This is a genomic window from Rubripirellula reticaptiva (assembly GCF_007860175.1).
GTDB lineage: Bacteria > Planctomycetota > Planctomycetia > Pirellulales > Pirellulaceae > Rubripirellula > Rubripirellula reticaptiva.
Genome location: NZ_SJPX01000005.1, coordinates 753103 through 765426 on the forward strand (window position 1 = coordinate 753103; position 12324 = coordinate 765426).

Below are 12324 nucleotides of genomic sequence, written 5' to 3' on the forward strand. Positions count from 1 at the left end.
GGAGTTCCCTTCAAAGGAGCCAGTGGCACTAGGTCAAGATTACGTTTCGTTGCCCGTGATCAATTTGTGGGGCAGATGGGTCACGGAGTTAAACCAATCGAGCGTCCAACGATCGCCATCGAAATCCAGCTTCGAGATTCCGGTGTTACGAAGGGCTCCAAAAATTCTTGGATCGACACTTGCGTTAAGCATCTGGGCCAACAGCGCTCGCTTGAAATCTGCGTGGATGATCGCGACGACGGCCTGTCCCGAACTGCCAAAGGTAGCCGACAAACGTTTGACAACTTTACCAGCACGTGCGCAGGCTTCGTCGTCGGTTTCACGTCTTTGGCCGCCCCACCATCCGGTTTCTTTGATCGTAGAATCGACCGTGCACCGATTCGCATCGTCGACGACGTGACGGATGACATCAGCGCGGCCAAGCCCGATTCCGCCTTCGGTCGCATCCGGACCATGGCCGCGGAAACAGCCACCTCGTTCGAACACATCATGCCAAACTTGGACGTCTGCACGATTCACATCCGTTACATAACGAGTCGTTTGTAACGTTCGCAAAAAAGGACTGGTGATCAAGTGATCGATCGAAAGCGATTTGATCCACAACGCCAAGTGCTGGCACTGCAGTCGGCCGACCGCGGTGATCCCGGGATCTTCGACACGCAGGTAGGCTGCCCTCGCGTTGTTTTCGCTTTCGGCATGTCGGATCAAGTACAACTGCATGGTGAAAAATTCTTGCTCGGCGTTACGATTACCGCCGCTGTCGAGTTCGCGTTCGAACATAGTCGATCATCATCCATTCAACGACGACCAACACGACCGGAATGGTGAATAACAAAAACTGAGACAACTGGACGTTGGCTGCCCATGATGGCCCCGATCGCTGAGCAGCGCTGATCACGGCCATTACCAGCGATCCGTTGATGAACAGCATCAACGAAGTCACCAGCGCCGATCCGATCGCCAACAGGCAACCAGCCGTCACAGTGCTGCGTTCATCGGCGGACGATTTCCAGATCACAGGCCCGCTCGCATCGGCAGCACTTGGCTAAACAGGATCGTAGCCAACAAGCCGACTATCGAAAGCACGGCCAAAAGCGGCGTCCAACTTCTTAACGATTCGCCTTCGGTGAGTCCGCCCATTTTCGTGAATACCCAAAATCCGCTGTCATTCATCCAACTGCCCATCAGCGATCCAGCGCCGACCGCAGTCGCGACGTAGACCAAATTGTATTCGGGTTTGATGTCACCGATGATCGCGGACATCATACCTGCACCAATGATCATCGCGACTGTGCTGCTGCCCTGGGCGACTTTCAAGACCGCCGCAATGCTCCATCCAAGCACCAACAGCGACACGCCTGCGGCGCCGGTGCCCGAGAAATAATCGCGGATCGTCTCACTGATGTTCGTCTCTTGCAGCATTCCACCGAACGCGCCGCCGGCGGCCGTGATCAAGATAATGACGCCACCGCTCATCAACGATTCTTCGACATCGCCACTAAGGCCACGCCACGACAATGACCGAGTGATCTTTAGCGTCAGCATTGCGCAGATCGCGGCCAGCAACAGAGCAAAGTTCGCGTTGCTCCACAGCGCCATGCGATCCGCCAAGTCGCGCGCCGGTGACTGCCAGACATGTTGCTGGATCAGTTTTGGGTAAGCGTCTTCGATCAACGCACGATTCATTCGCCGTCGGTCAACAGGTTTCATCCTCAATTGATCGGCGTCCAATTTTGACTTTGCCACTTTCGACAACGGCACACCCAAAAAAGCTTTTTCGTCATGCAAATCGGTAGACAGCAATGCTTGGCTGAACAGTTCGACGTATTCCTTTTTTGATGCATCATCGGCGGGAACGACGGTTAGCTGGTTCCGTTCGGCATCCGATAGCTGGTTGCTGGCCAGTAAACGTCCGGCCGGTGAAACAGGTTTCGCACTGGCCATCGTTTGAGCGAGTTCAGCGAAATTCTTGACTTCTGCGACAGTCAATCTCGCACGGTCTTCGCGGTCCGCAAGCGTCGTTGCGAGTGTCCCAGCACCGATCAGCAATACTGGCAGGGCGACCGGCAGCAGCGACACCCAAAGCGATGGAAGTTCGTGTTCCAAGAGTGCTTTATGTTTGTTGTCACCGGCGCCGAGAGATCGCATCACGATCGGCATTTTCTTGTCGATCAAGATCGAAAACAGCAAACCGGCAATGGCTGCGGGAATTGCCACCATAACACCAACCAACATCATCATCCCAATGTCGACACCCAGAATCGCCGACACCAACAGCGGCCCCGGTGTTGGTGGAACTAGCGTGTGAGTGATAGCGCCGCCGGTCGCAATCGCCATCATATACCGCAAATAGTTTTGATTGGTTCGCCGATACAGGCTGCGGGCGAGCGGCACCAATAAGTAGAACACGGTGTCAAAGAAGACGGGGATCGCCAGGATAAAACCACTGACCATCAAGCCAAACGAGGCCTTCTTTTCGCCTGTCAAGGAGACCGCGCTGCGTACGACCCGGTCGGCCGCGCCGCTGTCGAGCATGCACTTGCCAATGATCGCAGCCATAGCGATCACGATGCCGATTCCGCCAGCTGAACTTCCGAACGCATTGACCACGGCGTTCATGCGCGTGCCAGCGTCTTGACCTTCGACCAACCCCACACCCAAACTGACAATCAGTGCGGAAATGATCAGTGCCAAAAACGCGTTCAGTTTCAGACCAATGATCATGCCAAGCACTGACACGATGCCAACGACCAGCAGAATGATGGGAATGATGTCCAGAACACCATCGTAGGAGTTGGGGATTTCGACGTCAGCAACTTCACCGTCCTCGGCTTCACTGACAGCGTCAGCCGCGTCGACGGCAACAGCAGCTTGGCCTGCGCCTGGAGTTAGGGCGGCTGGAGCAACGGGGCCTTGCCCGATCAGTTCGGCACTGCCGAGACAACCAAAGGCCAGTACTAGACAAAGCACGCAAATGAACGGGGGTCGCATTCGGTCAGGATCCAAGGGAGAGCAATGGCGTCAGGAATCTTGTCGCGATGAAGATTCTAGCCCAACGCACGCCAGCGTGTTGGACGCAGCCACTACGAACCGCTGGACGTGTTGCCGGTCGACCGATTCTTTCGCAGTTGATCGCTTACGCGTGCCAAGATCTTTTGATCCTCGGCGCTCAATGATTCTTTGCCGCCGCTGTGCAACCGCCGCAAGATGTCATCGAGCCGAGCAGCGTCGACGGCTTCATTTCGCTCCTGCTGCATCACTGCTTTCAAGCGTTTCAGCTTTCGCTTTCGATTCAGACGTTCCTTGACCTTAGCGACCAGACTGGGTTGACGTCGCGATTGAGAAGAACCAGCCTCGGTCGAAAACTCAAACGCACGCAAGATTTGCACAATGTCGCTGCGGTACGATGAGACCCACAGCAACAGAGCCAAACCAAACAAGATCGGCCAACTGGGCAGTCCCGTTGATGTCGTTTGGGCAAGCGACCACATTGCCAACACCATTGTCAACATCGCCAGCACGATCAAGCAGCGGCGAAAGACTCGAACTTGGGCGGGCAGATCCAAACGCGTTCCACAGATCGCCGTCAGCGCGCCATACGTCTGGCGTCCGAGCGAGCGAGGGAGCGGAAAGATTTGGCAAACGGCCTGCAGCGAGCACAACCAAGCCGCTGCCTTCCACATCGCATCCGGAGCCGCCATGCCCAACGATGGCATGGCAAACAAACCAGTGACCAACGAACCAGCAGAGTCGTCCGACAAAGTGGGGATCTGGAACCCGCCGCCGATCAAACGAAAAACCATCGCCAACACGACCAAGGAACCCATCGTCGACAAAGTGACGACCAACGCTCGCTTGGGTGGCCACCGACGCGGTGATGTTTCGACGCCAATCAAGCCAACGGTCAGTTCACCGACGGACAGCCCGCAGCCTAAAACCGTAAAGGTGTGAACGATGCTTTGCACAACCCAGCCGCTAACCCAAACCATGGTTCCAAGCAACGCGGCCTTCGGCAAATCGGAATTGCCTGGCTGTGATTTTGCAATCATCACGACGGTCAGCACGATTCCGGCAGCGACAAAAATCCCGTAGGACAGATTCAATTGCATGCCACCAAGCGAACCGATCGGCACCGCCCAAGGGGGCACCCTATCGCGGGCAACCTGCGAGGGTTGAGGGGGAACCGAGGGTGGCTGTTCGACGGGCATCAGAAATCAGTGGGCATCAGAAATCAGGCGACAAGCCAAGTTCGAAAAGTGGCAGCCGGCGCGTTAGCTCGAAGTATACCGCATTGGCAAATTGGTGAGACCGAAGTCGACAAAAACGGCGAACACGGTCTCGCCTGAAACTTCTGCCATTGGCGATCGCGCAGGCATTTTGACTACAGATCTTTCAGCCGCTGGACCGACGCTCGGGCGCGTCTTAGGAAATCGTGCTTCGGCTCGCCAGTTTCCAGAAAAATCGGCGGTCCGATCGTGATACAGCTCAACAGTGGCACGGGCAGCACTTCGCCGCGGGGCAGAATCCGATTTACGTTGTCGATGTAGACCGGCACCAATTCCAGGTCAGGTCGTTTTTTGGCCATGTAGAACAGGCCGCTCTTGAACGCCGTCATTTCCGTTTCGCCCGATGAACGACCACCCTCGGGGAACATGATCAGCGAATAAACGTCACCCATCTGTTTCAACATGATGTCGATGGGGCTCTTGTGGACCTTGATTTCTTTTCGGTCCACCAGCAAAGCGTTGAAGCTGCGAGCCAAGTGAGGCTTGAACCAACCGGCCGACCAATAGTCTTTGGCCGCGACAGGGCGCGTCACCGCTCGCAGTTCCCGCGGCAGCGCCGACCATAACACCACCGCGTCAAGGTGGCTGGTGTGGTTGGCAAAGTAGATTCGCTGGCACGTATCCGGTTGGCAATCGATCCAACGAACGGTGAACCCGCTGAACAACTTTGCCAACAATACAATTGCGTGGCTAGTAAGCGTCATGCGCCCATTCTAGTGCAACTTTCCTGTTTCTATCAGCGGCCAAGCGCGGACGGGCGTTCGTGGTCAGCTGCGCCCCTAAAACATCCTCACAATCTCATCGGCGACGCTGCGTGGATCGATCGAGTCGACGACATCCACTGGCCGGATTTCCGTGAACGAACGCAGCCACGACTCTTGGCGTTTGGCCAGTTGGCGAGTGTGGGTAGCGACGTCGAGCTTTGTTTCGTCCAAGCCGGGGCCGCCACGCAGGTGGCTAATCACTTCGCGATAGCCGACCGCTTGAGCCGCCGTGCGAGACAATTCACCGTGCCTGTCGAGCAGACCCCGGACCTCTTCGACGAGCCCAGCCTCGAACATCGCATCGACGCGCGAATTGATTCGCTGATGCAGCATCTTCCGAGGCCACAGCAAACTGACGACTCGGCAATGCGATGGAGCAACCGACTTGTCAAACTGAATCTGTCGGTGGCTGATGGGCTGGCCAGTCAACCGAGCCACTTCAAGAGCTCGGATCATGCGACGGGCATCGTTCTTACCGATTCGGTGAGCCGCCAGCGGGTCGACTTGATGCAAACGATCTCGCAGCGCTTCGACACCGTACTTTTCAACATCAGCTTGCACAGCTTCGCGAAACGCCCAGTCCGCCGGTGGACCAGGATCAAAGCCACGCAGGACTCCCTTTAAAAACATTGGCGTGCCGCCGACAAAAATCGGCGTCCGTCCGCGCGAACCGATTTCAGCAACCGCGTCATGAGCAGCTCGCAGGTAACGGGCAACACTGAAGTCTTCGGTTGCGTCGACCAAGTCGATCAAATGGTGCGGTACCGCTGCTTGTTCTTCAGCACTCGGTTTCGCCGAACCGATGTCCATGCGCCGGTAGACGGCGATTGAATCAAGCGAGATGATTTCACCGTTGATTCGTTTGGCCAACTCAATCGCGACGGCACTTTTTCCGGACGCTGTGGGGCCGGTCAGCACGACCGCCGACGACGCAAGCGATTCAAAACAAGGTTCAGGCATGTTGATAAAGCCAAGTCCTACTTGAACATCCATCCGTGACGACGCCCCACCATTGCACTGACCGCCAACAAGCCCGACGCGACAACGACAATGATCGCACCGGTGCTCAGTTTGGGCACGATCGCGCTGGCGACCGAACCAAACCCTGCTGCCAACGCACCAATCGCAGCCGAAATCCAAATGTTCGGCCGAATCGAATCGCTCCAGTATCGTGCGGCACTGGCGGGGATGATCAACAGCCCCACGATCAACAACAAACCGACGGACTGCATTCCCGCCACGCACACGGCCACAACCAGCGACATCAGTAACAAGTCCAGTAACCGAACGGGGTACCCCAAAACGGTCGCCAGCCCTTCGTCGAAACACATCAACGTCCATTCTTTCAACAACATCGTGCTGGCCAGAATCGCCACGATCGCGATGCCTGCCAATAAAAAAACATCGGACTGCCGTATCGACGCAGCTTGTCCAAAAATGAATCCCGGCAAACCCGCTTGGCTGCCCGTTGGCGAGGCTTGAACGATCGGCATCAGCACCACACCGATGCCAAAAAACGTACTCAGCACAATCGCCATCACAGCGTCCTCGGGCAACCGGGCGACACGCCGCAGCCACAGCACCGACAGCATCGCCAAGCCGCTGCTGATCGCGCCGCCAATCAACATCACCGGCAAACTTTTGCCGGCTTCGGGTGCGATCGATGCGTATACCAAAAATGCAACCGCGACGCCTGGCAACGCCGCATGACCGATCACGTCGCCAGCCAACGCTCGACCTCGCAGCATCAAGAACGTGCCCGTGATTCCTGCAGCAACCCCCAACAGCATCGTGCCGGCAAGCACGACGAGGGTATTGTAGGCGAACAGGTTTTCAATCAGCGACATCGGCAACGTTGAGGTTGTGGAAACGGTCAGGACCTGAAGTGCGATCACTCAAAGATCATCATTTTGCCGCCGTACGTGGCCTTTAACAACTTGGGCGTCATCACGTCCGCCACCGGGCCTTCGGCGATCACTCGCCCGTTCAATAGCAGCGCACGATCAAAGTAATCTGCAACGGTATCCAGGTCATGGTGAACGACCATCGCCGTTTTTCCGTCGTCACGCAATCGCCTCAGCACGTCAATGATGGTTCGTTCGGTGGACGCGTCCACGCCCGCTAGCGGCTCGTCCATCAAGAACAGATCAGCACCCTGGACCAGCGCCCGTGCCAAAAAGACACGCTGTTGTTGGCCACCGGAAAGCTGGCTGATTTGCCGCTTGCTGTAATCCTGCATCCCAACGCTTCGCAGCGCCTCGATCGCCTGCTCTCGGTGCTTCGAACGCACCGGTCGCAGCCAACCAATCTTGCGATACAAGCCCATACAAACCACATCCAATGCCGTGACCGGAAAGTCCCAGTCGACACTGGTCCGCTGGGGAACATAGCTAACCCGCCCAACCGCACTGGCGAACGTATCGCCAAAAAATTTGAAGTAGCCCGACGCTGGTTCAATCAGCCCCAAAGCCGCTTTGATCATCGTGCTTTTGCCCGCACCGTTGGGGCCGACGATCGCGGTAAGCGTTCCCGGCGGAGTCGCCAAGTTCACGTTTTCAAGTACCGCATTGCTGCGATAGGCAATCGTAACGTTGAACGCTTGTAGTGGGCAAACCGATGAGGAATCGTCGCCAGACATTGCGTTCAACCTTCGATCTCCGGTGCGTTTGCCTGTAGCGGACCATCATGCGGCACGGTTCCGCCAAGTGCCTTGGCGATCGTACCAAAATTATGCCGCATCATCCCGATGTAGTTGCCCGACGGAGTATCGGCGGCGCCCATCGAGTCGCTAAGCAGCACCCAGTCGCTGGACACTTCCTGGCCTCGCTTTCGCGCGCCTTCGACGATCGCTTTGACTTGGCGTTCGGAAACACTCGACTCAAAGAAAACCGCGGGCACGTTCCTGCTGCTGATCAAGTCTACCAATCGGTTGACGTCGCGAATCGCCGCGTCGCTGATCGTCGAGACGCCTTGGACGCCATGGACCTCGACATGATAGCGACGGCCAAAATAACGGAAGGCGTCGTGCGCAGTGATCATGATCCGCTGAGACTCGGGAATGCTTTCCATCGCCTTGCCCCCCCATTGGTCCAACACCGCCAATTCAGCTTGGTACTTTGACGCTCGGACTGCAATAGCGTCGGCATGCTCGGGCATTAACTCTGACAATCGCCGAGAAACGTTTCCAACCGCTTCGCTCCAAAGTGACACGTCCATCCAGATGTGCGGATCGTGCACACCGGCGTCGGCATCGATTAATTGGTCGTGCGGCAGTGTCTCGCCGATGGCGATCGTGTTTTTGGGGTCGCCGTCGCGGCCAGCCAGGACGTCGCCGAGTCGGCCTTCGAGATGCAGGCCGTTGTAGACGACAATGTCGGCAGCACGCAGCTTTACCGCCACCGAGCGCGAGGGCGTGAATAGGTGCGGATCCACACCCGGCCCCATGATCGTTTCCACGTTGGCGTCGGGACCGACCAAGATGGAAACCATGTCGCCAATCATCCCGGTAGTGGTGACGATTTTTTTGCGTGTTTTGCCGGACGAATCCAGATCTTGTGTCGACCTGCCCGCCGAAGTGGCAGCCGAGTGGTTGCATCCGCCTAACAAAAGGGCGGCCCAGAACATCGCCAGCGAAACCACAATGGCAGCCACAAATCGGACTTGTGATCGGTCGTTGGGCGAATTTACGGGGTTCTGGAGGCGTTGCACTTAAAAAACTCGGCAATCGGGAGGTTTACGAGTAGCCAAATATAATTGTTTGGCTTGCCAAAAACTAGCTCAATGCAAGTGCAATTCGCGTTCCGGTTCGAGAACATTTACCTGCGAACATTTACCAGCCGGACATCAATGGTGTGGTAAACTTCAGTTTGCGTTGATCGAATTTTTGCGTCGTTCGATGCTGGCCCGCCGAAATTGAGACTTCGACCGAGATGGGACTGACCTACTTCAAACGTTTCCGCATGGAATACGACCTGACGGAAACCCCAGATCCGGAAAAGACGGTTCCGGCCGGCTATTCGATGATTCCGTTCAGCACCGGAATCGTTCGTGAGCATGCGACGGCAAAGTACCAGAGCTTTCGGCAAGAATTGGACGCCAACGTTTTTCCGTGCCTGGGACGTCGCGACGGTTGTATGCGTTTGATGCGCGAGATCACTTCGCGTGACGGGTTTGTTGCCGAGGCAACCTGGTTGTGCCGCTACCGCGATCCCACGACGGGACATTCAATCCCAGTCGGAACCGTCCAAGGGATTGAAATTGACGGCTGGGGGGCGATCCAGAATTTGGGCATCGATTCGACGCATCGCGGACGCGGGCTCGGCTCGATCCTGATGGCACGCGCAGCAAGCGGTTTCCGGGAAGCCGGACTAACGCGGATGCACCTAGAAGTGACGACCGACAACACCGCAGCAATCCGTTTGTACGAAAGGCTGGGTTTCAAACGTGCCCAAGTCGTCTACAAAGCCGCCGACGTCGCCGGCGTTTGAATTTTTTTTCGGGTAGCGAAAGGTCAATTCGCAGCCCGCCAAGTCCAGGCGGGCTATGAATCAGTTCGGTGACTAAGCCGACGTGCCGTTGAGTGCTTCTTGAAGCGCACTCTTGGGGCGAACGCCAACGAAGCTATCGGACACTTCGCCACCTTTGAAAACCAACAGCGTTGGAATGCTGCTAATACCAAACTTCTGAGCGATGCCTGGATTATCGTCGATGTTGATCTTGCCGATCTTGACCGAAGGATTCTCGGCAGCCAGTTCGTCAATCATCGGAGCGATTTGACGGCAAGGGCCGCACCAAGGAGCCCAGAAGTCAACCAGCACAGGGCCGTCTGACTTGAGGACTTCGCTATCGAAGTTGTCGTCGGTGAATTCTTTGACAGCGTCTGAGGCCATGGAAATTCCTTCGTAAATGGATGTTATCTGATGGGTCGGCGTCAATTTAAGCCTTGCGGGGGCTCGCAAGCAATTCCCCCCAGCAATTTGGTCGGCACCGAATGATGGCCGCCCCGCTACATTGTCCGCCAAAGTTGGCAGTTAGCCGAGTAGGTCACGATAGGGTAGCAATATCTGGGCCAATTGATCCAGGATCATTCCAGTCGCACCCCAAATTTCATGATGCCGGTGACGAATCGCTCGAGCGCGGAACTGAAAAGTTCCTACCTCTCCTGGCCCACTGCGAACCGAACGCGTTTTCAGCGTGTCGATTCGGCTATGCGGATTCAAGAGCACCGAAAGTGGCAGCGTCACCACTTCGGCGACCTCGATCGGGTCAGGCCGCCAATCCTGGTTCGGACTGTCGATCACCATCACGACCGGAAAAACCAAATTTCGGCTGGCATAGACATATTGCGTCGCCAGTTGTCCACAGAAAGTTCGCACGTTCGGCGGGACGCCGAGCTCTTCTTCGAACTCGCGCAAGGCTGCTTGGCGAATCGTTTCGCCCGCATCGACTTGGCCACCGGGCAACGAAATTTGACCGCCATGATGGGCCAACGTCGTCGGCCGCAACGTCAGTGGAATCGTCCATTGATCGGCGTCGTCACGATACAGAGTGACGGCAACCGCAGCGATGCGAACTTGCATCGCTGGCGGGCCACGATGACGCCCATAGGAAAGCGTCGGAGAAATGCTGGTGCATGAACGAGGAACGCTGGGTTGCGAAAGCAATCGCTCGATCAACTTGCCCAGGTTTTCATCACTCATGGTTCTTACCGTCTGCCGTTCGCCGGAAACTACATCAAAGTTTCAAGCAATCGGCGCAGTTTGCGCAGCTCGACGCGGTGATCGAAATCGTCCATCGGCGACATGTGTACCGTCAATGCGCGATCATATCCGTCGCGCGACAATTGAGTCGCAATCTTGCCGTAGTCGACTTCCCCTTGCCCGACGCTGACCTGGAATGCATCCGGTCGCGTGTCACGGAGGTGAACGTTGCAGACAAATTTCAGAATCTTGTCCAGGCTTTTCGCTTTGGCCGGGCCGGCGATGTAAACGCTGGGATCCAACGTGATGCCAAGGCCGTCGACGTTATTGCAAAGCACCATCAACGTATCGGGATCGTCACTCAAACAATTCAATTGGCTGCGGACACTGATGCGGACACCTTCGCCCTCGCCGACTTTGACAAGCTTTTGCAACCGTTCGACTTCTTCGTTGAACGGCGTACCGTGCTCACCCGAAGGCACGGTGATGTTGACCACCTTGGTCTGCTTGGCCAAATGACAGATTTTCTCGAAATCTTCGTAGTGCTGGTCGCCCGTCGACGCCAATTCGACACTGTAGCCCGAGATATCTAAGCGATGCGAATGACGCAGCAATTGTGCTGCGCGATCCAAGTCTTCTAGCAGTTCACTTGGCTTGACCTTGCCGGATTCATGCAGCGCGATTTCGATAGCGGTGAATTCAAGATCCGTTAGAACCTCAATCGCCTCCCGCAACTCCATCTCGGGCCAGCACTCAGTCGATGCTGAAACAAACACGTTTCGTCCTTCCTAACTATCGATGCTCGTCACGCGTCGATCGAACGTCTTTGAACGCCGACCGTGACGAGCGAAAATTTCCGTAACCGTTGTTGTGCTTTCGAAGCACCTATTCGTAAACCGCCTAAAACGCCACGGCTTACCGAAGCCACACAGCTTACCGCGGCGAGGGCTTCCAGCAATAGACCGGTTTTGAATCGGTCGACGTGATTGAACCAGCCTGCTGACCGGCAAAGTTCGCCAGGTGTGTGCGGAATCGCACGAGCTAGTTTTTCCCGACTGCTTTCATGACTTCGGCGGCGACTTGGTCGATCGACTTGCCCGTCGTGTCAACGCGGAAATCAGCGGACGATTCATACAGGTCGTGTCGATCGGCCAATAGTCGCTCGATTTCTTCGCGCTGCGACAACGCGGTCAGAGCAGGCCGTCGGTCGGCCGTTGACGCATCCGCCAATACCCGGCCACAGATCTCGTCGGCCGTCGCATCCAACCAGACTCGCACGCCCGTCGATGCCAACACTTCTCGGTTTTCGGCACGCAAAATCGCACCTCCGCCTAACGAAATGATCGATGCACGACCAGCCGCGACTTCGACGAGGGCCGCAGATTCGAGATCACGAAACAGTGATTCGCCACCTTCGGCGAAGATCTCGCGAATCGATTTTTCTGCCTTTTTCTCGATCACCTCGTCCAGGTCGATCGAGGGTGCGGCCCAAGCAGCCGCTAGCCTAGCGGCCACGGAAGTCTTGCCCGTGCCGCGGAATCCAGTCAAATACAGGTGGCGTGTGATCAACATAGT

Annotated in this window: 14 protein-coding genes; 1 reads left to right on the plus strand and 13 read right to left on the minus strand. The window is 56.3% G+C overall.

All coding sequences use genetic code 11. The annotated features are described in order from the left end of the window. Positions 1-39 precede the first annotated feature (39 nt). From Poly59_RS23930 to Poly59_RS23970, 9 genes are all read right to left on the minus strand, one after another. The gene (locus Poly59_RS23930) at positions 40-780 is read right to left on the minus strand and encodes a histidine phosphatase family protein (protein ID WP_146536603.1); all 741 of its coding nucleotides are present in this window, start codon (positions 778-780) and stop codon (positions 40-42) included. Further along, a complete protein-coding gene (locus Poly59_RS23935) occupies positions 749-1018 on the minus strand; it encodes a hypothetical protein (protein ID WP_146536604.1) in 270 nt (89 codons plus the stop codon). The genes Poly59_RS23930 and Poly59_RS23935 overlap by 32 nt, the downstream gene beginning before the upstream one ends. Beyond that, positions 1015-2991 (minus strand): GntP family permease, encoded by a 1977-nt coding sequence (locus tag Poly59_RS23940; protein WP_146536605.1) that lies wholly within the window; start codon positions 2989-2991, stop codon positions 1015-1017. Before Poly59_RS23940 ends, Poly59_RS23935 begins: the two co-directional genes overlap by 4 nt. 92 nt (positions 2992-3083) lie before the next feature. Beyond that, positions 3084-4208 (minus strand): hypothetical protein, encoded by a 1125-nt coding sequence (locus Poly59_RS23945; protein ID WP_186776481.1) that lies wholly within the window; start codon positions 4206-4208, stop codon positions 3084-3086. A 173-nt stretch (positions 4209-4381) separates the two neighbouring features. Continuing rightward, positions 4382-4990: a lysophospholipid acyltransferase family protein gene (locus tag Poly59_RS23950; RefSeq protein WP_146536607.1), complete on the minus strand. Its 609-nt coding sequence runs from the start codon at positions 4988-4990 to the stop codon at positions 4382-4384. Between the two features lie 75 nt (positions 4991-5065). Next, on the minus strand, positions 5066-6010 hold the full coding sequence (gene miaA, locus Poly59_RS23955) for a tRNA (adenosine(37)-N6)-dimethylallyltransferase MiaA (protein ID WP_146536608.1): 945 nt from the start codon (positions 6008-6010) through the stop codon (positions 5066-5068). Positions 6011-6027: 17 nt separating this feature from the next. After that, positions 6028-6945: a metal ABC transporter permease gene (locus tag Poly59_RS23960; protein ID WP_146536609.1), complete on the minus strand. Its 918-nt coding sequence runs from the start codon at positions 6943-6945 to the stop codon at positions 6028-6030. Beyond that, the gene (locus tag Poly59_RS23965; RefSeq protein ID WP_146536904.1) at positions 6942-7688 is read right to left on the minus strand and encodes a metal ABC transporter ATP-binding protein; all 747 of its coding nucleotides are present in this window, start codon (positions 7686-7688) and stop codon (positions 6942-6944) included. Before Poly59_RS23965 ends, Poly59_RS23960 begins: the two co-directional genes overlap by 4 nt. Positions 7689-7693: 5 nt before the next feature. Continuing rightward, positions 7694-8758, minus strand: a complete 1065-nt coding sequence (locus Poly59_RS23970) for a metal ABC transporter solute-binding protein, Zn/Mn family (RefSeq protein ID WP_146536610.1) — start codon at positions 8756-8758, stop codon at positions 7694-7696. Between the two features lie 221 nt (positions 8759-8979). Between Poly59_RS23970 and Poly59_RS23975 the strand changes: the two genes are divergently transcribed. Beyond that, a complete protein-coding gene (locus tag Poly59_RS23975) occupies positions 8980-9537 on the plus strand; it encodes a GNAT family N-acetyltransferase (RefSeq protein ID WP_146536611.1) in 558 nt (185 codons plus the stop codon). Between the two features lie 72 nt (positions 9538-9609). On the opposite strand, the gene trxA is transcribed toward Poly59_RS23975, so the two are convergent. The 4 genes from trxA to Poly59_RS23995 form a co-directional block, all read right to left on the minus strand. Further along, entirely contained in the window at positions 9610-9939 is a 330-nt protein-coding gene (trxA, locus tag Poly59_RS23980) for a thioredoxin (protein WP_146536612.1), read from the minus strand. Positions 9940-10080: 141 nt separating this feature from the next. Then, complete coding sequence (locus Poly59_RS23985) at positions 10081-10749, minus strand: NUDIX hydrolase (RefSeq protein ID WP_146536613.1); 669 nt, start codon at positions 10747-10749, stop codon at positions 10081-10083. A gap of 29 nt (positions 10750-10778) precedes the next feature. After that, positions 10779-11525 carry a sugar phosphate isomerase/epimerase family protein gene (locus Poly59_RS23990; RefSeq protein WP_146536614.1) on the minus strand — a complete coding sequence of 249 codons (747 nt, stop codon included), beginning with the start codon at positions 11523-11525 and terminating at the stop codon, positions 10779-10781. 265 nt (positions 11526-11790) lie between these two features. Further along, positions 11791-12321, minus strand: a complete 531-nt coding sequence (locus Poly59_RS23995; protein WP_146536615.1) for a shikimate kinase — start codon at positions 12319-12321, stop codon at positions 11791-11793. Between the last annotated feature and the right edge of the window lie 3 nt (positions 12322-12324).

What these genes read in the sequence shown, in the direction of transcription:
- Poly59_RS23930 (WP_146536603.1), bottom strand. Translation starts at nt 780, where the DNA reads ATGTTCGAACGCGAACTCGACAGCGGCGGTAATCGTAACGCCGAGCAA.
- Poly59_RS23940 (WP_146536605.1), bottom strand. Translation starts at nt 2,991, where the DNA reads ATGCGACCCCCGTTCATTTGCGTGCTTTGTCTAGTACTGGCCTTTGGT.
- Poly59_RS23945 (WP_186776481.1), bottom strand. Translation starts at nt 4,208, where the DNA reads ATGCCCGTCGAACAGCCACCCTCGGTTCCCCCTCAACCCTCGCAGGTT.
- Poly59_RS23950 (WP_146536607.1), bottom strand. Translation starts at nt 4,990, where the DNA reads ATGACGCTTACTAGCCACGCAATTGTATTGTTGGCAAAGTTGTTCAGC.
- miaA (WP_146536608.1), bottom strand. Translation starts at nt 6,010, where the DNA reads ATGCCTGAACCTTGTTTTGAATCGCTTGCGTCGTCGGCGGTCGTGCTG.
- Poly59_RS23965 (WP_146536904.1), bottom strand. Translation starts at nt 7,688, where the DNA reads ATGTCTGGCGACGATTCCTCATCGGTTTGCCCACTACAAGCGTTCAAC.
- Poly59_RS23975 (WP_146536611.1), top strand. Translation starts at nt 8,980, where the DNA reads ATGGGACTGACCTACTTCAAACGTTTCCGCATGGAATACGACCTGACG.
- trxA (WP_146536612.1), bottom strand. Translation starts at nt 9,939, where the DNA reads ATGGCCTCAGACGCTGTCAAAGAATTCACCGACGACAACTTCGATAGC.
- Poly59_RS23985 (WP_146536613.1), bottom strand. Translation starts at nt 10,749, where the DNA reads ATGAGTGATGAAAACCTGGGCAAGTTGATCGAGCGATTGCTTTCGCAA.
- Poly59_RS23995 (WP_146536615.1), bottom strand. Translation starts at nt 12,321, where the DNA reads ATGTTGATCACACGCCACCTGTATTTGACTGGATTCCGCGGCACGGGC.